Here is a 21863-nt window from a genome sequence, read left to right as displayed (position 1 = left end):
GGCTCATGCGCTTGTCCCTAAGAATCGATTTATAAGGATCAGTTTAATCGTCACATATTCTCATAACTTTCGCAGCTATAAAGCGCAGTTATAAGGCACGCTTACGTGAAACTGTAACAATTTATATGTGATGTTAGTTTACACACGTAAACTAACTTTAGCAAAGTCATTTAACCCTGTCTTTATAAACATTGTTATTCGTATTGCCATGACGATTTAAGTGACGATAATTTAACTTTATTTAACTCAGACACTTAAACTATCAAGTGCACCGCGTAGCTCATCCATTTTTGCCATGATTTTTTGCTGAGCGGCGGCAACCGCAGTGCTATCATTTGCATCTATGTCAGCAAAATTTTGAACTAAGGCACTACCGACGATAATACCATCGGCATGCGCTCCAATCGCTTTGGCAGAAGCCGCATCACGAATACCAAAACCCACACATACTGGCAAATCAGTCGCTGCTTTAATCGCTTGCACTTGAGTCGCAACATCATCAGTATCAAGCGTTGCCGAACCCGTCACGCCTTTTAATGACACATAATAAATATAACCACCGCAATGGGTCAATACTTGCTCACAGCGCTCAGGTAAAGTGGTTGGTGACAATAAGAAAATTTCATTCATCGCATGGTCAGTCAAATGCTGGGTAAAACTGCCCGCCTCGCTTGGTGGTAAATCAACCATCAAAATACCATCGACACCTGACTGCTCACATAGCGCGACAAAGTTATCATAACCGATGATTTCAACAGGATTGAGGTAACCCATGAGGATAATCGGCGTCTGCGTGTCTTGCTGACGGAACTCTGCAACCATTTTTAGGGCATCACGTGTACTCGTACCTGCGGCTAATGCACGCTCTCCAGCTAAAGCGACGACTGGGCCATCTGCCATCGGGTCGGAGAACGGTAAGCCTACTTCGATCATATCCGCGCCGTGCTTCACTAGGTCATGTAGCAAGCCAACGAAGTTACTTGGATTAGGATCGCCTGCCATTACATAAGGAATCAGGGCTTTTTTATTTTGGGCTTTTAGGGTTTCAAAAGTGCTTTCAATTCTGGTCATAGTGTTCTCTTGATTATTATAAACTGGCCTAGTTAACCCTTTATTTAAGAATCAATATTAAACAAAGGGTGTTAAGCAATTTTTCTTATAATGGATAAATCGTAAAATAGCTTATAAAAATAGAGGCCACTACAACTCAATCCCTTCAGCTTTCATCACTGAATGCAAATCTTTGTCACCACGCCCTGACATATTGACGATAATGGTTTGCTCAGGAGTCATCGTTTTAGCCAGTTTAAGCGCATAAGCAACGGCATGAGCAGATTCAAGCGCAGGGATAATACCTTCTTTACGCGTGGCCTCATGGAAGGCTGCCAACGACTCTTTATCGGTACAACCCACATATTCAACGCGCTTCATATCTTTTAAGAAGCTATGCTCAGGACCGACGCCAGGATAATCAAGTCCCGCTGAGATAGAGTGCGTCTCTTGAATTTGACCCTCATCGTCTGCCATCAGATAGGTACGGTTACCATGTAAGACACCTATACGACCAGCGGCTAGTGGTGCAGAATGACGACCGGTTTCAATGCCGTCACCCGTTGCTTCAACGCCATACATTTTGACTTCAGTATCGTTTAGGAAATCAAAGAATAGACCAATCGCGTTTGAACCACCGCCAACACAAGCAACCAAGGCATCTGGTAATTTGCCCGTTTTTTCTAAATGCTGGATACGCGCTTCTTTACCGATAATCGCTTGGAAATCACGCACCAGTAGCGGATAAGGATGCGGGCCTGCAACCGTACCGATAATATAATAAGTGCTATCGACATTGGTGACCCAATCACGCATTGCTTCGTTCATCGCGTCCTTAAGCGTGCGCGAACCTGAAGTCACTGGTACAACGGTCGCACCTAGCAAACGCATACGATAAACGTTCATCTTTTGGCGCTCGACATCATCAGCGCCCATATAAACAATACATTCTAAACCTAGGCGCGCGGCAATCGTTGCCGTCGCAACACCATGTTGACCTGCACCGGTCTCAGCGATAATACGCTTCTTACCACACATTTTGGCAAGTAGTGCCTGCCCAATGGTGTTATTCACTTTATGGGCGCCAGTATGGTTCAAATCCTCACGCTTAAAGTAAATTTGTGCGCCACCAATCTCATCACTGAGACGCTTGGCATGATAAAGCGGGGTTGGACGACCGACATAATTGACCAAGTCATTATGATATTCTTCCCAAAATGCAGGGTCAGCTTTTACTTTGGTATATAAGGTTTCAAGCTCTTCCAATGCGGCCATCAGCGTTTCAGAGACGAAACGACCACCGTGGACACCAAAATGTCCGCGCGCATCAGGGTATTGGTTAAAGTCTTGAACGTTTGTCGGATTGGTAAAGGTGTTGATGGCTTTTGCAGTGGTAGATAGATCTTTGCTCGCGACATGACTCATGATAATTCCTACTATAATAAGTGGTATTTTTTAAGATAAATAAGGGGGAAATTTTTCCAAGTAATTAGCTATTTAACGGATAAAAATTCACGGATAAAAAACTAGTTACTGATATTCGAAGGTTCGCCAAGCGTCTCATTTTGCCATCGGTCGCGTTTTACCGCTTTCATAAAGGCACGCATTTTGGCAGCGTCTTTTTTGCCTTTGTCAGACTCAATCCCACCGCTGACATCGACCGCATAAATAGGCAAGTCTAAAGTGGCAGCGACATTATCGGCATCCAGTCCGCCCGCTAAAATAATAGGTGGCGAGCTGTCTTGCGGTAGCAGACTCCAATCAAAACGTGCCCCTGTGCCGCCATATTTATGGGGATGATAAGCATCCAATAAGATACTGTTCGCGCCAGCGGCGGCAAACTCATTAATCTCGGCACTTACGCTAGCAGCGGTGTGTTGGTCAGCATTGATACGCAGCGCTTTTATCCAGCGTTTATTGACCGCACTGGCCAGCTGCGCACATTGCTCTGGTGTTTCATCACCATGGAATTGAATGATATCAAAAGCGACCTGATTCGCTAATTCTATCAGCTCTGCGCGCGGCATATTCACCACTAGAGCCACTATACTTATAAAAGCTGGCAAAGACGCACTTAACGATTGCGCCTGCTCGATAGTAACAGCGCGTGGACTGGGCGGATAAAATACCAAGCCAACCGCATCAACACCCAACTGGGCGGCAAGTTTAATATCATTAGGCTGGGTAAATCCGCAAAACTTAACGTGCATGATGTGACCTTAGATATAATACTCAGTACGACATTATTAGACTGTCTTCGCTACATTGACGGCAAGTAAACGTCAATTGCCAACGCTAAAGCGTAAATATGAGGATTTGTTAATTGAATGGTAAATCCATTGCATCCAAAAACTTATCCTAGCATACTTTTATTACCAGTTTTGTTTATGATTGCGATTGATTAATAGAGGGATAGTTGAATGTCTAAAACGGCGGCGGAAACGTCTCATAGCACAGATAGCACCGAAACAAGCAGTGTCAACAATAACGACGATGCCACTAGCGTAAATCCAGCACATTATTTAATGTGGTTTCGTCGTGACCTGCGAGTTCATGATAATACCGCGCTAGCTGCGCTTTGCGAGCAGGCAAATGCGGATAACGCCTCAGTAAGCGCTATTTACTTCGTGACGCCTGAACAATGGCAAGCACATGATATGTCGCTGACACAGCTCGACCATATCGCACGCACCTTGCCTATTCTAGCCAAATCTCTGCAAACGCAATTAAATATCCACTTAACAGTACAGCTCTGTCCAAGCTTTTCTGACTGTGTTGAGGCGATTCTAGATATCTGTAGCGAGAACCAGATCAGCACTGTTATGGCAAATCACGAGTACGAAGGCAATGAGATTAAGCGTGATGAGCAATTAACCAAACAGCTTGCAAACAACGATATAGAATTTATCCGCTGGCATGATCAATGTATCTTGCCACCACAAACCATCACCACGAACGATGACAGCATGTATCAGGTGTTTACCCCATTTTATAAAAAATGGCGGCATACCTTGGATATTAGCACCATACAAATGCATGAGGCATCCGCCATAAATGGCAACACTAAAGTCAAATTAGAAGTCTCAAACGCCAGTGCTACTATCGAAGATATAGAAAGAGTAAGTAAAGAAGTAGTCGAAGATTATCAAAAGGCACTGCAAAATGCTGGTTTATTAGAGCACATTGATATAGACGTACAGCTTGAACACGCTCGGGCAGCCTACCCTGCTGGCGAAGATGCAACTTGCCAGCGTTTAGAGGACTTCATCGCTGAGGATATTGATAACTACGATATCAGTCGCGATGTGCCAAGCTTACACGCGACCAGTCACCTATCTGCCTACCTGACTATTGGCGCAATCAGCCCCAGACTTTGCTACTTACAAGCTACCCTACAATTAAGCAAAGCACTGGGAGAATTACATGGGAATGACGGTGACAACTTAGACAGCGGGGATAGCTTTAACAACACTGATAATAACGACATTAACCGCTGGATAAGTGAGCTGGCTTGGCGAGATTTCTATCGCCATGTTTTAGACTATAAGCCCGAGCTGATTCGCCATCAAGCTTATAAACATGAGACTGATGTCAAAATTAACTGGTCATATAATCAAGACGATTTTGAGGCATGGTGCATAGGTAAAACTGGCCTGCCGTTAGTCGATGCGGCAATGCGCTGCCTGAATGCGACGGGCTTTATGCACAATCGCTTACGGATGGTCACGGCGATGTTTTTGACCAAGGATTTATTGATTGATTGGCGCTTAGGTGAGCGTTATTTTATACAGCAGCTGATAGATGGTGACTTTGCGTCTAATAATGGGGGTTGGCAATGGAGCGCGTCGACTGGCACCGACTCTGCACCTTACTTTCGCATTATGAACCCTTTTAGCCAAGCCAAAACCCACGATACCGATGGCGAATTTATCAAGACGTGGCTGCCTGAGCTAAAAGCCATTCCTACCACCATCTTGCATAGCGAGGATAAAATGCGTCAAGCACTGGCAAAGGGCGGTAAGTTTGCTGATATTGATTACCCATTACCGATGGTCGAACATAAAGCGGCTCGCCAATTAGCGATTGCTGAATTTAAAAAATAGCGACGCATTACATCAACACTAAAACCTCAATTTACTAAAAGTGTCAGCTATTGTATTTTAATCACATTATCTACCCTTCCTAGTATCAGCTAGAGTTTACAAGATACGAGTTTGGATAATGTATAAGGCATAGGCTAATAAAGTGAAGCTTATAATTAATAACACCCATGTCGCAAAAGAAAGCGATTCTTTCGTTTTAGGACGCTTATTAAGCTGACGTTCAGAGTCAGAAGACGGTTTATTATTAAGAGTTGTCATATACGCCACCTTTTTATGTAGGGTTATATTACCAACGATAATTCATAAGTTCATTATGAATAATAGATAAGCTCTACTATACAATATAAATGGCGTTACTTTAAGTGTTTCCAATTAATAAGCTAACGTATGATTATCTAGTCTATGGCTCTAATAAAATTATGTATGCATTATTTTACTGGCATCTGGCACGCGCCTGCACCTTGAGTCGTTACCGTCACAACTGCGCCAGTTAACGAAAATAGCTGTTGCAGTTGGGTTTGCGCATTTTCTAGTGCCATATTCATGACATCACCGCGACAAGCGCGTTCGAGCACTTCTTTTTTTGCCATACTTTGGGCTTGTTGCAATATTTTTGGATCGACTTGCATCATGCCAAAAGCACCCGTCTGCCAATCATAAATCTCGATATCGTCTAGATAAACTGAAAATATCTCTGATGGTGGGATGGTAATATTAATTTGCGGCATCATTGAGACTGGCGTATTAGCACCCGCTTCTTGTACCTCATTTATATTATTATCAGGCTGCACCACTTGTACCATCTCAGGGGTAAGTGCACTTAAATCAATCCCCGCCTCCACTCGTCCGCGCGCGATAAACAAACCCTTTTGCTCGTCTTGCCACAGCTTCATCCAACTGCCAGGACGTTGACTGGTAATGACGGTATCGACACTGAACGCCACCGTTTCCAAACGATTTAACTTTTGAATTTGTGTGACCACGCCTTCACGAGTAATGGTTTCTATCGGCTCTTCCTTGGTTATATTCTGCACACTATAAATAGCAAAAACGATAGCTGCTAAACCGATGAGCAATATCATCCACGACATCATCGCAATGGGTTTTTTCGCTTGTGAGTGAGTCGCATCATTATTAACAGGAGATCGATTGTCAGGATTATTCATATAAACACCCTCAGAGTTTTATCATTTATTTTTATTAAACGTATAACAAATAACTGTCTAAATGATAAATGCTACTTTTGAGCAGCAACTTCAAGTAATAACTACCAATACGCTACATAATGACTAGCGCTACCATTTACTATAAATACTCTAAAAACTGGTAAATAATCGAGTTGTATTGACCTCATTTGCTCGTTTAAGTCACGTTTAAGTCACGTTCTGTCTGAAAAAACAAAAAGTCATTGCGTCTTAGGCTAACTTTACCTAACATAGTCAGATTGTATAAGCAAAATGTTGGCGTACATCTATTTTTCTGGTCTTTATGCGTAAAGTATGACGCTGCCAACATCAACGTTTTAATACAAAATGAAAAGTTCCAGCCTTTTTGTAAGGCGTTTTATGAACGCACTTTCTATTCATGTACTGTTTGTCGCAGTACTTTTTAGCTAGGCATGTCCTAGACTATTACCAAGTGATACAAAGGTAAGCTTGCGTCGGCCATCAAAGCACACGCTCAATATCCTACTATTTCTTATTTATTTTATCGTTGATAAGGTTACGCTTTATTTATGAAAGCCAGTCAATTTTTATTTGCCACTCTAAAAGAAACCCCAAGTGATGCCGATATCGCCTCAAGCCAATTGATGGTGCGTGCCGGTCTTATTCGAAAGATTGCTTCTGGGTTATATATTTGGTTGCCCATGGGGCTACGTATCTTGCAAAAAGTCGAACGTATTGTTCGTGAAGAGATGCAAGAAGTTGGTGCGCAAGAAGTGCTCATGCCGATGACCCAGCCTGCCGAGCTTTGGCAAACGACCGGACGCTTTAACGATTATGGTCCTGAGCTGTTGCGCTTCAAAGATCGTCATGATCGCGACTTTGTGCTTGGTCCGACGCATGAAGAAGTCATCACCAATCTGGCGCAAGGCGAGCTGCGTAGTTATAAACAATTACCAATCACCTTTTTCCAAATTCAGAACAAATTCCGTGATGAGATTCGTCCACGTTTTGGTGTGATGCGCGCACGCGAATTTACCATGAAAGATGCTTATTCGTTCCACGTTGACCAAGCCTCACTCGCCAAGACTTACCATGATATGTATGACGCTTATACGCGTATCTTTACCCGTTTGGGTTTAGATTTCCGTGCGGTACAAGCGGATACTGGTTCTATTGGTGGTTTTGCTTCACACGAATTTCATGTCTTAGCAGACAGCGGCGAAGATGATATTGCCTTCTCTGATTCTTCTGATTATGCAGCCAACGTTGAGCTTGCCGAATCAGTGAGCACAGCTGAGCGTCAGCCACCGAAAATGGAACGCGAAGACGTCCTGACGGAAAATATGACCAGCTGTAAAATGGTTGCTGAACATTTAGGCTTACCATTAGAAACGACGGTCAAAACATTAATCGTCCATGGTCATACCGAAAATGATGAGCCACAGCTTATTGCTATCGTATTACGCGGTGATCATCAGCTAAATACGATCAAAGCTGAGAAAATCGAAGAGGCCAATGTACCGCTGACAATGGCTTCTGATGAAGAACTGAAAGCTGCTGGTCTGCATAAAGGCTATATTGGCGTTAATTTGGATATGCCTGTCTTCGTTGATCGTTCGGCAGCAACTTTGTCAGACTTTGTATGCGGTGCCAATGAAGTCAATAAACACACCACTGGTATGAACTGGGCGCGTGATGCGAGCATTACTCGTGTCGTTGATGTACGCAATGTGCAGGAAGGCGACCCTTCTCCTGATGGTAAAGGCAGCCTAAAAATCAAACGTGGTATCGAGGTCGGTCATATCTTCCAGTTGGGTGATAAGTACTCGCAAGCGTTAAATGCTACCGTATCTGGTGAAGATGGTAAGCCTGTGACCCTAATGATGGGCTGCTACGGTATTGGTGTGAGCCGTATCATTGCCGCTGCTATCGAACAGAACAACGACGAAAACGGTATCATGTGGCCACAAACGCCAACGGTTAATGATTCAATCGCTCCTTTTGAAGTCGCTATCATCCCGATGAAGTCAAAAGAAGAGACCGTCATGCAGACAGCGACGGCACTCTATGAAGAGTTAAAAGCACAAGGCATCAATGTGCTTCTTGATGATCGTAACGAGCGTCCAGGTGTTAAGTTTGCTGATCTAGAATTGATTGGTATTCCACATCGTATCGTGGTTTCAGACCGTAACTTGGCTGAAGGCAAGTACGAATACGTCAATCGCCGTGAGACAGAAAAGCAAATGCTAAGCCGTGAAGAAGTCATTGCAATAGTAAGCGGCAAATAGTTTTACTCGTTAAAACTGTGCCATAAAAAGCGCCTGTCTCATTAAATGAGATAGGCGCTTTTTCGCGTGTAATATAGCTAAAAAAAACTACTTAATATTATATCTTTTAGCAATGACCTTACTGCGTTTCTGTGTCTCATTAGCGGTGCAAACATTAGCGCTAATCTGGGCGTATACCACAGAATTATTCATTGGACCGTCATATTCAAAGTCACACTTATCATTACGATCCTTTAACCATATACGCTGTTCTTTATCCAAGCGCTGTTGTTGTGTCGTATTCAAAGTACGATAAGCACTCATATAAATTTTATTAAGGCGATTTTTTTCGACTACAATCGCATCGTTACCACAATCATAAGCCACTTCCATATAAGCATTTTCACAGTTATATTGATTTTCAATAAACTCCGCTTGTGCCGATTGCATGAGAGAAATAGACAAAGCAGCTGCCGCTAGCACCGTCAAAAAACCAGTGGCGCCTTTCATATATACCTCCGAGTCAAAGCAAAATAACATCTACCTATATGAGTATATAAACGCATTTGATGAGTATGAGCAAGCACCAAATCTACTGGCGAATCAAACGACTTGGTTTAGGTAGCAAGGTTATATCACTCACACGGCAAGGGTTGATATCGATACCGCCTCGGCGTGTATACCAAGCGCGAACCATCAGCTCACTTGGCTCATAATATCGACTCAGATCAGCAAATATCTGCTCGACACATTGCTCATGAAAACCATTGTGCTGACGGAAACTTAAAATATAACGCAGTATATTAGCCGTATTAATGGGCTTATCCGTCATAATCGATACTGCCAACGTTCCCCAATCTGGTTGATTGGTCACCGGACAGTTACTACGCAGCAAATTAGAATAAAAAGTATAAGGCTCAGTGCCAGTATTCTCTAAAATAGAGCTACTGTTTAAATCTTTATCAATACTTAGCAATGACGCATCAGGATGCTCACACAATGCGACTTTTTCGCTAGTATTAGCAAGCGCGTCATCAATACAAACACCCTCAGGTTGAGCCACCAATAACCCTGATGTCTTATTATGCAAGTCGTCATTTAAGCCAAACAACTCAACTTGTACTTCTGCTTGTACACAGGCTGATAAGTCTTTAGCAATCAGCCTGTGTACTTCTGCCCAACTAGCGAATTCAGTAAAGTTGATACTGTTTAGATAAAGCTTAAGTGACTTTGATTCAACGATAAATGGCGAGCTGGCCGGAATACCAAAGCGTGCTATCGCAACCTGCGAGATACCCTGTTGATTTAACCAAGACATCTCAAATGCCTGCCACCAATCGATGCCAACCATTAACTTATCGTCTTGCCAGCCAATGACATCGCGACCCATACTGCGAGCGATAGGATACAAGGTCTCTGGACTATACTCGGTTGGATAGTCAGTGGTTTTTTCACCCAAAATACCGTGAATACTCATAAGTTACTTACCTTTCATGCTTAAATATAATGAAATAAAAACCAGTCATTTTACAGCAATGGGCTATTTTATGGGAATCATTTGCCAGTCTGATGTGGGCTCTGTCTTCACATAATTAAATCGTACTCGATAAGCAATAGTGTCATGCTCATTCATATTAAAATAAAAATCTACCAATAAGCTATCATTGGTAACCCATTCAAGCTTTGCACTATAAGGCATTGGACTATACTTCCGACTGTCATAAAACTTGAAATGTTGCCGAAAATTTCCATAATCCATATTGTTTTTATCATACTGATAGCTACCGTACTTGTCCTTCCTCCAAATGATAACCTCTTCTTCTTCTGGAAACTCAACTTTAACCGTAGCTGCATAAGTCATGTCTGGTGAAAATGTCAAATGCGATCCTTCAAACTCTTGTATAACACCCGTGTTTAGATCAACCAATACTGTGTTATTAGTTTCATAGACTTGTCCAGATAGATAAAGCCAGTTTTTATTTTTATCATAGCTATTTATAAGATAAACATATCTAAGGCCATCCCCGTTTTCGTCTTGTACAGGCTTATCGGTCAATATGATGGGAGATTCATGACTGGGTATCGTAATAGTGGTCTGGTTTAGCTGACGAGAAATATATTTTGATAGTTGTAGTTTTTCGATGAGGTCTTGATTATAAATCATCAAGCTTTTATCTAAGCAATCTTGATAAATCCGCTCATCCTCACTATTGCAATCCTTACCCCAGTTAGGATAAATAGGCGCTTCTATAGTCTCCCAAACATAATCATCCATATTAGCAAACGATGCCGCAATAGCAGCATTGGAAAAGCCACTTAATACCGCTATTATCAAAAGCTTATGCCTTATTGAAATTTTTTGCATAAAAAAAGCCCAACAATGTTGGACTCTTATAATAAGGTGACAAGCTACATTTTACAAACTAATCTACAAGCGCACACGTGAGCCATTACTGAGTAAACGATAGGCGATGGTATAGAATACCGCACAGAAGACAAAAATAGCGGCCATCGAATACCAGACATTCACATCAGAATAACCGAGAATACCGTAACGGAACGAGTTCACCATATAAACGATAGGATTTAATAGCGAAATATTTTGCCAAAATGGTGACAAGTTTTCCATCGAGTAGAACACACCACCTAGATAAGTCAATGGCGTAAGCACAAAACTTGGAATGATAGAAATATCATCAAATGAGCGAGCAAACACGGCGTTGATAAAGCCACCAAGTGAAAATAAGATAGACGTACCCAGTACGGTAAATACCGTCACAAATAAATGCTCAATGCCAAGGTCAGTAAAGAATAGTGCGACTATTGAGACGATGATACCAATGGCCAGTCCACGAAAGATACCCCCACTGATATAACCCATTAAAATCGCATGTTTGGAAACTGGCGAAACCAACAACTCCTCGATACTGGAGGTGAACTTGGCACTAAAGAAGCTCGATACCACATTGGAGTAACTGTTGGTAATAATCGACATCATAATGAGGCCAGGCACGATAAACTGCATGTATGGTACGCCGCCCATTTCACCCACACGCGAGCCAATCATCTTACCGAAGATGACAAAATAGAGACTCATCGTAATAACTGGTGGCAGCAAGGTCTGTGGCCAAATACGCAGAATTCGGCGAACCTCTTTTAATAAAATGGTGCGAAAAGCAATCCACTTTTTATTCCATGACATGGTTTTATTAGGATCTATCATTTCTTGACTCACAATCCTGCCTCCTTCATGCTGTCTGCACTTTGGATATTTTTGTCTACTAAACGCATAAATAGCTCTTCCAGTCGATTTGCTTTATTACGCATACTGGCTACCGTGATACCTTGCGCCGATAACTGGTCAAAAACACCATTCAACGATTCGCCTTCAGTCAGTGTGACTTCAAGCGTCTGATCATCAGGCTGCGATGTGTCTGTCACTCCTGTCAAAACCAATTGACGCGTAAGCGGTGTCTCCAAATCAAAAACAAAAGTCTCAACCGATAGCTGCGCTAGCAAGTCCTTCATCTCAGTATTAATACGAATTTCACCATGATCCAAAATTGCAATGCGTTTGCACAGCTGCTCCGCTTCTTCAAGATAATGAGTCGTCAGAATAATCGTGGTGTTTTCTTCGATATTAATCTGCTGCATAAACTCCCACATAGAGCGGCGTAACTCGATATCTACCCCAGCGGTTGGCTCATCCAAAATCAATAATTTTGGCTTATGAATCAGCGCCCTTGCAATCATCAACCGGCGCTTCATACCACCTGATAGCTCACGTGACTTGCTATTGCGCTTCTCCCACAGACCTAGCGCCATTAATAATCGTTTTGCCCGTGGGCGTGCTTCTTTGGCAGGAATACCAAAGTAACCGGCCTGTGTAATCAAAATATCTTCGACTTTTTCGAACATATTAAAATTAAACTCTTGTGGGACGATACCAAGATACTGTTTAGCAACAGACGGATTCTCTAGTAAGTCGGTGCCAAAGATCTTTACGCTGCCAGTGGTTGGTTTAAAAAGCGAGCTAATAATACCAATCATGGTTGATTTACCAGCACCATTTGGCCCCAGCAACGCAAAAAAACCTCCTTGCGGGACGGTTAAACTGACATCTTTGAGTGCCGAAAACCCATTACTATAGGTTTTGGATAAATTCTGGATAGCAAGTGCTGGTACCTCAGACATGAAAACCTCTTTATTGGTTATAAATTTATGTAAAATCGTTTTTAGAATATAAATAGACAGAAGAGACTGTGTAATGTCATAAAGTGAGGCTAGTGTCGGTGGATTTCAACTGTAATGCCTTAGAAGTACCGTATTGATAATACTCATCATTAAAAAAGCGCCTATCTCATTTAATGAAATAGGCGCTCCACTGATATATAGGGTAAAAGGCTTAGCCAGATATTCAATACAATTAGCTTGCTTCACCAACCATATAATCGACAGCGTTTTGAACTTCCTCATCAGGGATATCAGCACCACCTTTAGCAGGCATGGCGTTAAAACCATTGATAGCATGAGTATATAATGTTTCTTTACCCTTGGAGATACGTGGTCCCCATGCACCAGCGTCACCTAAGATTGGCGAGCCAAGTAGACCTGCCGCATGACAAGTCTGACATACCGCGTTGTATACTGCTTTGCCATCACGAGGGCCGTCACCCGCTGCTGGGCCAGCGGCGCGTGCCGTCACATCACAAACTTCATCGTCTTCAAAGCACACTTTAGCAACTGGCTGAATGCGAGCAATTAAGTTAGGATACAAAGCAATCAGCTTTTGCACTTGCGGCGTATCTTGCGGAATAGGCTCTTCATCAACTGCAGGTGCGGCAGCGGCAGTTTCTGCGGCAGGTGCCTCGCCATCAGTCGTATCTGCAGCAGCTTGGGTATCATCACCCAACTGCTCAGGCGCATTTGCTACCACTTCCTGCGCTGCTGCTACATCAGAAACAGTTACAGGAGTATCTACAACACTTTCAGCTTGGCTCACCGCGATACTAGCGATTCCTAGAATGGCAGCTGCCGATAACATAACTACTTTTCTCATTCGTCACGTTCTCTTATTACATATACAAAGGCTTATACGGCTCAGACATTCTGCTTGTCCTCCTTTGACAACCAAATAGTTATCAATAGCAAACAGCCATCCCGCGTACTAGCACACTTGTAATCGGTGATTATAAATATGAATTCTCCCTGTCATTATAAGGGAAAAGGCAGGTAGATTGCCATGCCTGTTTAATGACTATCCTGTTTTTTCTTAAAAAACATCAATCACTGTCTTCATTCATTGGCTTTATGGATTTTATTTGTTAGACTAAGCGGTCTTTATTTTTCAACATCTTTACTGCTCATAACGCTCGTTTAGGCATGATGTTGATAATACCGTACGCCGTTGTTATTATGCGCTCGTAGCTCAGTTGGATAGAGTATCGGTCTCCGAAGCCGAGGGTCGTGGGTTCGATTCCCGCCGAGCGCACCAATCATCATATTACAGCCTTCCCTAGTATTACCAAAAACCTTTAAACCCCTTTATATTAGTCGCTTTATGTCTTTTGATATAACTTGTCATTACCTAGTAGCACCTATAGAATGTTGTACATAGTGTTGTACATACACAACATTGCTATTCTATGACTCTTAGAGGTGTGATGATGAATAAGCGCAAAAACTATCTACTAACTGACAATGGTGTAAAAGCAATAGCCAAACAGTCAGCACCTACTAAACGCACCAGACATAGTGACGGTGACAGCCTCTCCTTAATTCATGATCCTAAAGGTTCGCTTTATTGGGTAATGTCTTATCGCTACCAATCTGACAAAGATATTGAGCCAAAGCAAAAAACTTATCATATAGGTACTTACAAGTTTTCCTCGCAAGTGATAGATACTAATTTTAAGCCCGAAGTTTCTTTGAAACAAGCAAGGCTTGAGCGTGATAGTGCCAAAAAACTAATTAATGATGGTATCGATCCCAACGAGCATAAGAACAGACATAAAAACAGCTACGAACAAAAAGATTTATTCGAAGTCATAGCTAAAAGCTATATGTCAGAAAAATCAAAAACTACATCAAAGAACGTGCAAAAGCTGCAAGGGTTTCTAGATAACCATATTTTAAAGCATATAGGTGAATATCCTGTTGGTGCAATCACCGCGCAAGATATTATTAAGACAGGACTTGCCATTCAAGCTACTTTTGAGCAGCAAGGCAAACATACCTCTGAAACCGCTCATAAATGCATGGGACTTATCAGCTCCATATTTGACTATGCTATCAACACGCTAGGCTATGACATTGTTAACATTGCCAGCGGACGTAATAAAGCATTACGACCTCATAAAGCTGAGCGCATGAAAGCCGTTGAGCAGCACCAATTCCCTGAACTACTTCGAAATATTGACAGCTATATAGAAAATCATCCAAACGGTCATCAACAAACTGTCGCTGGCTTACAGCTAATGACGCTATGTTTTGTTAGGACTAAAGAATTGAGGTTTTTTGAGTGGTCAGAGATTGATTATCATAAAAGCGTTTGGCGTGTACCAGCTCATAAAATGAAAATGCGTCAAGATCACATTATCCCGTTGTCATCCCAAGCAATGGCAATTATTGAAAGCTTAAGGCCACTAACAGAAAGTACTGGCTATGTTTTCTATAACTTTGAGTCAAACAAGCCATATAGTGAAGCATGGTTCAATCAGGCGTTGAATAGAATGGGCTATAGTGGTGATCCCTACCCTAAAATGACAGGTCATGGATTTAGACAGCTTGCCAGCACTGGATTATACGAACTGCAATTCTCCGAAAGCATCATCGAAATACAGTTAGCGCACCTTGAGCAATCGAGCGTCAAAAAGCGTTATGATCTGTCAGCACATTTAGCACAGCGTCAAATGATGATGAATAAATGGGCAAATTATCTAGATGATTTACGAGCTGACAAAGGGATTAGCTTTGACTTATTAACACCTGACGAAGTCACTAAAGAAATGAATAGTAGGAACCAGCAAGCGACTGACATTGCACTGCAAGATAAAGATATTTTGATAAATAGTTTGAAAGCGCAAGGCGTATCACCTGAGTTATTGGCGCAGCTTGCCAAACAAATATAATTAGTATGTTCAGTATTAGACTGAAAAGTCGGACTTGATAGCCTCAATCGCTGTCATATCAAATCGCAAGGCTAGGATTAACAATCCGAATGATAGCAACCGTACTCTTAGCTGTTAATGCTTTGCGTCTTTCTTATTTATAGGTGTAGAGGCATGGTTATGGACGAATATAGTCATTTAATGGATATTGACGAAGTGGTTGAGTATTTAAATAAAAAGACAGAAAGAAACTTCAATCAAGGTAAAGTCATCAAATTTATAGAGGAAAGAAATATACCAATAGTTTTTGAATATAAAGGATGGGTAACATGGGAATTTAGAAGTGAAGGCAAATATCAGCCGCACCACAAACAATTACAAGGTTACTTTAGTATCGAAAACAACGTCGAAGCCATTTTAATTTTTAAAGGTTTTCTAGAGAAGATAGTAATAGAGAGAGCTAGAATTTATCGTTTGAACCCACTCGATATAGATAGTAATCCAATTGATAATCTCGAACCTAAAGAGGGTGATATCATTTCATTTAAAACTGGTGGACGTTCACCACTGTTCGGCTATCACGCTCGTATAGAGGTTGAGAGTAATAAATTCGGTGTGCTCAAGGTAGACTTAGAAGAGCATTTAAATAAAAAGCGGACTAAGACTATGGAGAATGAAATCAAAATGGAAGCAGCAGAGTCTAAAATCGAAAAATTAGAGTCCGAGAACGAAAAACTAAAGTCTGAAAACGCTAGCCTGACACAGCAGCTTGAAGAACTCGCAATCGCTAATAGCCTGATCAAACAGCAAGAGCAAGACATAAATAAACTCAATGACCAATTAAATAACCAAGCAGATAGGCCAACTAATACCAATTACGACCAGATCAGGTCAGCAACGTGCTATCACCTCCAAAGCCGCCACACGCGGTATCACTGGTTTTTCTGCTAAGCATATCTATCATCTGATTAATGAAAATAAATTCCCCGCTCCGATCAAAATTGGGCGTGCCAGCCTATGGCGCTTGTCTGATATAAATAGCTGGCTAGATAGCCACAACACTACTAATAGCGGCGAGGTATAAACTATGACCACCTCAAAGCAATCTACCAAGAAAACTTATAGCCAAATAATACTTAATCATTTGCTGGCAGGTAAAAGGCTTTCAAATATGGAGGCTTATGACCAGTACGGCATGACTTGTTGCTTGAAACGCATTAGTGAATTACGAGCCAAAGGTATAGTCATTCAAGATGAAATGATTAAAAAAAATGGTAAGCGATACAAATCGTATTGGATAGAACAAACCGTCACCATAACTAATAATGACCACAATACGCAAGGCACACTCAAGGCAGGTGATACCCCTTTATGCCCAATCGTCTACGAGGGGGACTAGATGAATACTACCTTAACAGATATACATGAAAAAACCCGTGCTGTGAACACGGGCGCTGACACTATATTACAAGGCTGCAAACCAGCCACGCAGGAGCAACTGGTAGGCGATACTTTTTTAATCAAAATCTGTGACATATTAGAACCTGAACGGCTGCTATTTTCTACAGACGACACCACTATATATCATGGTGAACAAATTGGCAAAACCGAACCCACAGCCAACACGATAGCCATAGCAATCACCGACAAGCAAGGCGATACAGTAGGCGCGGTATTCTACACACCAAACAGCAAAGCAAAGCCTATTGTCATTGATCCTACAGGTTATGGCGCTATCGTCATTGGTGAGCCAAACAAAGCCAATGAGGTGATAGCCTTTAATGACGCTGATAGCGGTATTGATGTTTATATGCACCTAATGGCTAGTGATAAGACGATCATCATTAGCCCTCACAAAACAAAGCAATGCCTTAAAAAGATGGTGCAGCACTGGAGCAGTGGATCACAAGTCACTGTACCGATGACACTTGACGATAAAGGCTTGATGAACCAGCTGGCAGGTGTAAAGGCTCAAGCATTGGTTACGGTGGCTCATATCGTCACGATGCTACAACATGACAGCTATGAAGCGATACTGGCAGACAGTGACACCCAGCTTATCAATTTGCAAGATACTGCCTACTATCCTGAATGGCGTGATGATCCCCAGCTGAATGAACCGATGATCTATAGTGATGGGCGTTTTGAGCTATACCACGATGGGTTATTTTTCGTGAAATATAATGATGATGACCCAGCAAATATTACGTTCAAGTCTAAGGCGTTTGTTTGTTCACCGATAGAGGTTATCGCTAAGACAAGGGACACAGGTAGCACCACATGGGGGCGGTTATTACAATGGCGTGATGATGATGGTGTGCCCCATACGTGGTCAATGCCTTTAGCACTACTGCAAGGTGATGCCCGTGAATACCGCAAAGAGTTAGCCAGTCAAGGCTTGAACATTACCACCAACCCCAAACAGCGCAATTACTTAGACACCTATATTCAAAACTACCCTATTCACAAACGGGCGTTATGCGTGGATAAGCTGGGCTGGCACGATAAGCAATATATATTACCTGACAGAGCCATAGGTAGCGATGGTAAGCAGTTAATCGTCTATCAGTCTGCAAACAGTATTAACAGCACCCTAACCCAGCAAGGCGCGTTAGCCCAGTGGCGTGATAACTTATGCAAACCACTAGCCGAACAAAGCCGATTCGTTTTCTCTATTGCTTGCGCGTTCGCTGGTCAATTACTGGAGTTATTAGAGTATGACGGGGGCGGTTTTCACCTCTTAGGTTCATCAAGCATGGGCAAGTCATTATCGCTTAAATTGGCTGCTAGTGTATGGGGCAACCCTGACAGGTATGTTAAAACATGGCGCAGCACTGATAACGCCCTAGAGGGCACAGCAAGCGAGCACAACGACAGTTTTCTGCCACTTGATGAGATCAGCGAATGTGACCCAAAAATAGTAGGCAAAACCGTTTACATGCTGGCTAATGGTCACGGTAAAGGTAGAAGCACTACCACAGGACATAACCGAAAAGCCAAAGAGTGGCGCATTATCTTTTTATCTAATGGTGAGGAGTCGCTACAGAACTTCATGGCACAAGCAGGGCAGAAAACCAATGCAGGTATTGAGGTTCGAGTGGCGCATATTGATGCTGATGCTGGCAAGGGGTTGAAAACCTTTGACAGTTTGGTACTGGCAGACACCAGCGAAGCCCAAGCCGACAAGATCAACGAGTTATCACACGCTTATCATGGTGTAGCAGGTATCGCATGGCTAGAACATATCACCACTGACAAAACAGCGACCACCGCCACCGCTAAACAGCTTATCAGTGACTTTATGAGTCAGTACAGCGACTTGAAAGCACAGGCGCATAGAGTGGCTAAACGGTTCGCTATCGTAAGCGCAGCTGGAGAGCTGGCCACAAGTGCAGGTATAACAGGCTGGCAAGTAGGACAAGCAACCACAGCCGTGATGACATGTTTAGATAATTGGCTTGATAACTATGGGCGTGATGGTGAGCATGAGCAGCGCCAAATCATAGAGCATATCAAGGCATTTATTGAACAGCATGGATCAAGTCGCTTTCAGCCTTGCTATAAAAACACGCGCTTAAACTTTGAAGAGAGGACACCAAACCGTATAGGCTATCGCAATATGGACACGGGGGATTATTATTTTTCTAAAGAAACTTTTGATAGCGTATGTGCGCCTTTTAGTAAAAAGAAAGTATTACAAGTATTAGAGGAAGCCGACCTACTACTGCTCAATCAAGGTGATCGTAAAATCTATAAAACGCCTGATACTTTATTTAATGGTAAGCATCGCCCGTCTGTTTACGCGGTTACTGCTAACATACTTTCTTGTGAACCTATGAAAAAGAACGGGACAGACGGGAGGAACGGGACAGGCCATATGTATTAAAGGATTTCGCTGTCCCACTGCTAGAAACCATAACGGGTCGAACGGGACAGGATTTTATATTTTGGCTTTTCTGTCCCGTCTGTCCCATTGCTAAAAATCGGGACGGGACGGCTGTAAGCTATACCAATTAAGCGCTGTCCCGTCTGTCCCGTTTGTCCCGTTTGTCCCAAGTAAAATAGCGAAGCATAGAAAAATCAGGAAGCTTTATAAACTATTCTGATAACAAAACCCCTCTACTAAGTAATATGGTAAATTTTTTAGATTATCATTATAGGTTGTGAGATGGCTGAACTGTATTCTAAACCCAAGAGTTACATGCCATTAAACCCAACTTTTTTTAGCTAAAATATCAAATACATAAGTACAAAATTGTTATTTTCTCTCTGTTTCTCTTAAGAATTTTACCAAATATATGGAAACAGACTTGGAAACAAAACGCAGTAAACAGGAAAAAATGGAAACAAGATGCCCTATCTCCAAGTAAAATGGAAACAAGAAAAATTGACTCTTAGACCAAATAAATCAAGCCCCTTTATGGAAACAAAGATGGAAAAATCAGAGGAAACGGAAACAAAAAATTTTGGGAAAATCGATTTATTCATCATCTTGCACAACGCCTAAAAGCCTCGTCAAAAAACCTGATTCACGTCCAAACACCTAACTTAATATAAAACATAAGTCTATTTAATTTCAAATAGCGATTCGGATTTGGCAGTGAGAGCAGTATCATTTTTTATGTGATCCTACCCATTTTTAATAGTATTTAACCAACTGTATAACTTTTGACCAAAATCCTTATTTTTGGGGGAGATTCAATTTTTGTGAACCGTTAATATATTGGTTGTAGGCAGTAAGCAACTGACTATATAACCTAAACACTTAACGGAGTAACAACTATGAAAATTCATATGAACAATGGTGGTCAAGGCGCAGGCTGGCCGAGCACAACAGGCAACCCATCAGGTGGCGGCCGTGACAATAACCCATCAAGCAAATAGGTAGCTAGCTGGTAATTACCAGTTATATTCAAGCCATACGTTCAATATGTGTGGCTTGTTTCTTCAAATAATCCGGCCATTCGACCCGTGGATTGTTTACATGCTCACTGATCATCTTCTCGTACTTGGCCGTCATTGATTCCCACAATCCATAATACTCATCACAGATAACACAATGTTGTTTTTTGGTCTGCTTGTTGAGTTTATCCGTGTGCTCATAAATACTTTGAAAGAAAGCATATATGAACCAAGTCATACCTTCAGCAGTAGGAGGAAGTCCACCAAGTTCATTTATATCTTCATTTTTTATATATCTTACAAACGATTTCTGGAAACTAACTAATGCTTTGTCAGGCTCATCTTCTAGAGACTCTTCCATACCCAACAACCAATAAAACTCTTCAAGACTAATCCAGTTTTTCTTACTATCACGTTCGCTTTTTCTATCTAAAAAACTATACAACTGACCATCTTCATCATCCGTTCTCCAATTAATCTCATTTCGAAGACCATAATGACCTTTTGGCATTTCTTTGGGCTTTGTTTTTTTACGGACTTGTTTAGTTTTCTCGCTACTATAAAAATAAAGATCTGTTAATATAAAGTGTATGAACGATCGTGAGGTGCAAGTGAAAGGATTACCATTTTTGTTAGTTAGCTTGTATTTTGAAGTTACTGTGTCATATTCCCATTTATCTGGATCTCGTTTATGCATAAACAACCAGCCCAGACTAATCGGCCTAATATCTTTTGAATAAAAAGCTGCATGAACTAGAGCATCAAGATTAGCGATAAAGCTAAGCACTATAAACGAATAGAAATCCCCTATTGGCATGTTTATATTAAGCGCCTCATCTTCATAGTTAAAAGTCTTAAATAAGTAAGTCTTAAAATTTATAATAAGCTTACTATTAAATTTCTGACTCAAACTGTCATCTACAATCTTGGCATGCTCAAGTAAGTGGGTTGATTCTTCAGCACCAAGCAGCGTACGTACTAATGACTCATAAGGATGTTTGGATAGCTCTCCTTCTTCTAAGCTTATATCTTCTGGTTTAATACTTCCTTTTTCCTGCGTCGTAGCTAAGTTATTAAATATATCTGCAACCTGAACTTTCTGCTTTCTAGGTATTTTAGACAGCTCTTTTGTCAACTTCCTCATTAAAGCTTTGCCTTCAGGCATACCTTTCTTCAAAAGAAGCGAGGACGGTAGCATACTGATGTTATAACGCAATTTCTCATCTTCAGTATCACAAAGGTTAATATTCTTATCCGTCATACTAT

Annotated in this window: 19 protein-coding genes and 1 tRNA gene; 8 read left to right on the top strand and 12 right to left on the bottom strand. The window is 41.7% G+C overall.

The window, feature by feature from the left end; genetic code table 11:
- Nucleotides 1-246 precede the first annotated feature (246 nt).
- The 3 genes from trpA to JMY05_RS00505 all read right to left on the bottom strand — a co-directional run bounded on the left by trpA (nucleotide 247) and on the right by JMY05_RS00505 (nucleotide 3260).
- A complete protein-coding gene (trpA, locus tag JMY05_RS00515; RefSeq protein WP_201613901.1) occupies nucleotides 247-1071 on the bottom strand; it encodes a tryptophan synthase subunit alpha in 825 nt (274 codons plus the stop codon).
- 129 nt (nucleotides 1072-1200) lie between these two features.
- Complete coding sequence (gene trpB, locus JMY05_RS00510; protein WP_227678058.1) at nucleotides 1201-2475, bottom strand: tryptophan synthase subunit beta; 1275 nt, start codon at nucleotides 2473-2475, stop codon at nucleotides 1201-1203.
- A gap of 101 nt (nucleotides 2476-2576) precedes the next feature.
- Nucleotides 2577-3260 carry a phosphoribosylanthranilate isomerase gene (locus JMY05_RS00505; RefSeq protein WP_045446559.1) on the bottom strand — a complete coding sequence of 228 codons (684 nt, stop codon included), beginning with the start codon at nucleotides 3258-3260 and terminating at the stop codon, nucleotides 2577-2579.
- A gap of 210 nt (nucleotides 3261-3470) precedes the next feature.
- On the opposite strand from JMY05_RS00505, the gene JMY05_RS00500 reads away from it, so the two are divergent.
- Complete coding sequence (locus JMY05_RS00500; protein ID WP_201613899.1) at nucleotides 3471-5153, top strand: cryptochrome/photolyase family protein; 1683 nt, start codon at nucleotides 3471-3473, stop codon at nucleotides 5151-5153.
- A 96-nt stretch (nucleotides 5154-5249) separates the two neighbouring features.
- Here the strand turns inward: JMY05_RS00500 and JMY05_RS00495 are convergent, their stop codons facing one another.
- A complete protein-coding gene (locus JMY05_RS00495; RefSeq protein ID WP_201613898.1) occupies nucleotides 5250-5411 on the bottom strand; it encodes a hypothetical protein in 162 nt (53 codons plus the stop codon).
- Nucleotides 5412-5581: 170 nt separating this feature from the next.
- The gene (locus tag JMY05_RS00490; RefSeq protein WP_045446556.1) at nucleotides 5582-6319 is read right to left on the bottom strand and encodes a DUF4230 domain-containing protein; all 738 of its coding nucleotides are present in this window, start codon (nucleotides 6317-6319) and stop codon (nucleotides 5582-5584) included.
- A 569-nt stretch (nucleotides 6320-6888) separates the two neighbouring features.
- On the opposite strand from JMY05_RS00490, the gene JMY05_RS00485 reads away from it, so the two are divergent.
- Nucleotides 6889-8607 carry a proline--tRNA ligase gene (locus JMY05_RS00485; RefSeq protein ID WP_045446553.1) on the top strand — a complete coding sequence of 573 codons (1719 nt, stop codon included), beginning with the start codon at nucleotides 6889-6891 and terminating at the stop codon, nucleotides 8605-8607.
- An 87-nt stretch (nucleotides 8608-8694) separates the two neighbouring features.
- Here the strand turns inward: JMY05_RS00485 and JMY05_RS00480 are convergent, their stop codons facing one another.
- The 6 genes from JMY05_RS00480 to JMY05_RS00455 all read right to left on the bottom strand — a co-directional run bounded on the left by JMY05_RS00480 (nucleotide 8695) and on the right by JMY05_RS00455 (nucleotide 13645).
- The gene (locus JMY05_RS00480; protein WP_045446550.1) at nucleotides 8695-9096 is read right to left on the bottom strand and encodes a lysozyme inhibitor LprI family protein; all 402 of its coding nucleotides are present in this window, start codon (nucleotides 9094-9096) and stop codon (nucleotides 8695-8697) included.
- A gap of 82 nt (nucleotides 9097-9178) precedes the next feature.
- Entirely contained in the window at nucleotides 9179-10063 is an 885-nt protein-coding gene (queF, locus tag JMY05_RS00475) for an NADPH-dependent 7-cyano-7-deazaguanine reductase QueF (RefSeq protein WP_201613897.1), read from the bottom strand.
- Nucleotides 10064-10126: 63 nt separating this feature from the next.
- Nucleotides 10127-10951, bottom strand: a complete 825-nt coding sequence (locus tag JMY05_RS00470; RefSeq protein WP_045446548.1) for a hypothetical protein — start codon at nucleotides 10949-10951, stop codon at nucleotides 10127-10129.
- A gap of 63 nt (nucleotides 10952-11014) precedes the next feature.
- The gene (locus JMY05_RS00465) at nucleotides 11015-11788 is read right to left on the bottom strand and encodes an ABC transporter permease (RefSeq protein ID WP_045446727.1); all 774 of its coding nucleotides are present in this window, start codon (nucleotides 11786-11788) and stop codon (nucleotides 11015-11017) included.
- Nucleotides 11789-11817: 29 nt separating this feature from the next.
- Nucleotides 11818-12780 carry an ABC transporter ATP-binding protein gene (locus tag JMY05_RS00460; RefSeq protein WP_201613896.1) on the bottom strand — a complete coding sequence of 321 codons (963 nt, stop codon included), beginning with the start codon at nucleotides 12778-12780 and terminating at the stop codon, nucleotides 11818-11820.
- Nucleotides 12781-13012: 232 nt separating this feature from the next.
- Nucleotides 13013-13645 carry a c-type cytochrome gene (locus JMY05_RS00455; protein ID WP_109591522.1) on the bottom strand — a complete coding sequence of 211 codons (633 nt, stop codon included), beginning with the start codon at nucleotides 13643-13645 and terminating at the stop codon, nucleotides 13013-13015.
- 358 nt (nucleotides 13646-14003) lie between these two features.
- Here JMY05_RS00455 and JMY05_RS00450 point away from each other — a divergent pair.
- From JMY05_RS00450 to JMY05_RS00425, 6 genes are all read left to right on the top strand, one after another.
- Nucleotides 14004-14080: transfer RNA gene (locus JMY05_RS00450), tRNA-Arg, on the top strand.
- 172 nt (nucleotides 14081-14252) lie between these two features.
- Nucleotides 14253-15716 (top strand): tyrosine-type recombinase/integrase, encoded by a 1464-nt coding sequence (locus JMY05_RS00445; RefSeq protein ID WP_045446545.1) that lies wholly within the window; start codon nucleotides 14253-14255, stop codon nucleotides 15714-15716.
- A 153-nt stretch (nucleotides 15717-15869) separates the two neighbouring features.
- Nucleotides 15870-16646 carry a coiled-coil domain-containing protein gene (locus tag JMY05_RS00440; protein WP_045446542.1) on the top strand — a complete coding sequence of 259 codons (777 nt, stop codon included), beginning with the start codon at nucleotides 15870-15872 and terminating at the stop codon, nucleotides 16644-16646.
- On the top strand, nucleotides 16540-16779 hold the full coding sequence (locus JMY05_RS14035) for an AlpA family phage regulatory protein (RefSeq protein WP_201615303.1): 240 nt from the start codon (nucleotides 16540-16542) through the stop codon (nucleotides 16777-16779). The genes JMY05_RS00440 and JMY05_RS14035 overlap by 107 nt, the downstream gene beginning before the upstream one ends.
- Before the next feature lie 3 nt (nucleotides 16780-16782).
- Nucleotides 16783-17094 (top strand): helix-turn-helix domain-containing protein, encoded by a 312-nt coding sequence (locus JMY05_RS00430; protein ID WP_201605500.1) that lies wholly within the window; start codon nucleotides 16783-16785, stop codon nucleotides 17092-17094.
- Nucleotides 17095-19581 carry a DUF927 domain-containing protein gene (locus JMY05_RS00425; protein ID WP_201613895.1) on the top strand — a complete coding sequence of 829 codons (2487 nt, stop codon included), beginning with the start codon at nucleotides 17095-17097 and terminating at the stop codon, nucleotides 19579-19581. It begins immediately after the preceding gene.
- Nucleotides 19582-20607: 1026 nt separating this feature from the next.
- Here JMY05_RS00425 and JMY05_RS00420 read toward each other — a convergent pair.
- Complete coding sequence (locus tag JMY05_RS00420) at nucleotides 20608-21858, bottom strand: hypothetical protein (protein WP_045446536.1); 1251 nt, start codon at nucleotides 21856-21858, stop codon at nucleotides 20608-20610.
- Nucleotides 21859-21863 lie beyond the last annotated feature (5 nt).

Source organism: Psychrobacter sp. JCM 18902 (genome assembly GCF_904846615.1).
Classification (GTDB): Bacteria; Pseudomonadota; Gammaproteobacteria; order Pseudomonadales; family Moraxellaceae; genus Psychrobacter.
The sequence above is the reverse complement of the archived record's forward strand: the minus strand, read 5'-3'. Positions and strand labels throughout refer to the sequence as shown.

Bases quoted from the DNA above. Each gene is read 5' to 3' on its own strand.
- trpA (WP_201613901.1), bottom strand. From the start codon at position 1,071: ATGACCAGAATTGAAAGCACTTTTGAAACCCTAAAAGCCCAAAATAAA.
- trpB (WP_227678058.1), bottom strand. From the start codon at position 2,475: ATGAGTCATGTCGCGAGCAAAGATCTATCTACCACTGCAAAAGCCATC.
- JMY05_RS00505 (WP_045446559.1), bottom strand. From the start codon at position 3,260: ATGCACGTTAAGTTTTGCGGATTTACCCAGCCTAATGATATTAAACTT.
- JMY05_RS00500 (WP_201613899.1), top strand. From the start codon at position 3,471: ATGTCTAAAACGGCGGCGGAAACGTCTCATAGCACAGATAGCACCGAA.
- JMY05_RS00495 (WP_201613898.1), bottom strand. From the start codon at position 5,411: ATGACAACTCTTAATAATAAACCGTCTTCTGACTCTGAACGTCAGCTT.
- JMY05_RS00490 (WP_045446556.1), bottom strand. From the start codon at position 6,319: ATGAATAATCCTGACAATCGATCTCCTGTTAATAATGATGCGACTCAC.
- JMY05_RS00485 (WP_045446553.1), top strand. From the start codon at position 6,889: ATGAAAGCCAGTCAATTTTTATTTGCCACTCTAAAAGAAACCCCAAGT.
- JMY05_RS00480 (WP_045446550.1), bottom strand. From the start codon at position 9,096: ATGAAAGGCGCCACTGGTTTTTTGACGGTGCTAGCGGCAGCTGCTTTG.
- queF (WP_201613897.1), bottom strand. From the start codon at position 10,063: ATGAGTATTCACGGTATTTTGGGTGAAAAAACCACTGACTATCCAACC.
- JMY05_RS00470 (WP_045446548.1), bottom strand. From the start codon at position 10,951: ATGCAAAAAATTTCAATAAGGCATAAGCTTTTGATAATAGCGGTATTA.
- JMY05_RS00465 (WP_045446727.1), bottom strand. From the start codon at position 11,788: ATGTCATGGAATAAAAAGTGGATTGCTTTTCGCACCATTTTATTAAAA.
- JMY05_RS00460 (WP_201613896.1), bottom strand. From the start codon at position 12,780: ATGTCTGAGGTACCAGCACTTGCTATCCAGAATTTATCCAAAACCTAT.
- JMY05_RS00455 (WP_109591522.1), bottom strand. From the start codon at position 13,645: ATGAGAAAAGTAGTTATGTTATCGGCAGCTGCCATTCTAGGAATCGCT.
- JMY05_RS00445 (WP_045446545.1), top strand. From the start codon at position 14,253: ATGAATAAGCGCAAAAACTATCTACTAACTGACAATGGTGTAAAAGCA.
- JMY05_RS00440 (WP_045446542.1), top strand. From the start codon at position 15,870: ATGGTTATGGACGAATATAGTCATTTAATGGATATTGACGAAGTGGTT.
- JMY05_RS00430 (WP_201605500.1), top strand. From the start codon at position 16,783: ATGACCACCTCAAAGCAATCTACCAAGAAAACTTATAGCCAAATAATA.
- JMY05_RS00425 (WP_201613895.1), top strand. From the start codon at position 17,095: ATGAATACTACCTTAACAGATATACATGAAAAAACCCGTGCTGTGAAC.
- JMY05_RS00420 (WP_045446536.1), bottom strand. From the start codon at position 21,858: ATGACGGATAAGAATATTAACCTTTGTGATACTGAAGATGAGAAATTG.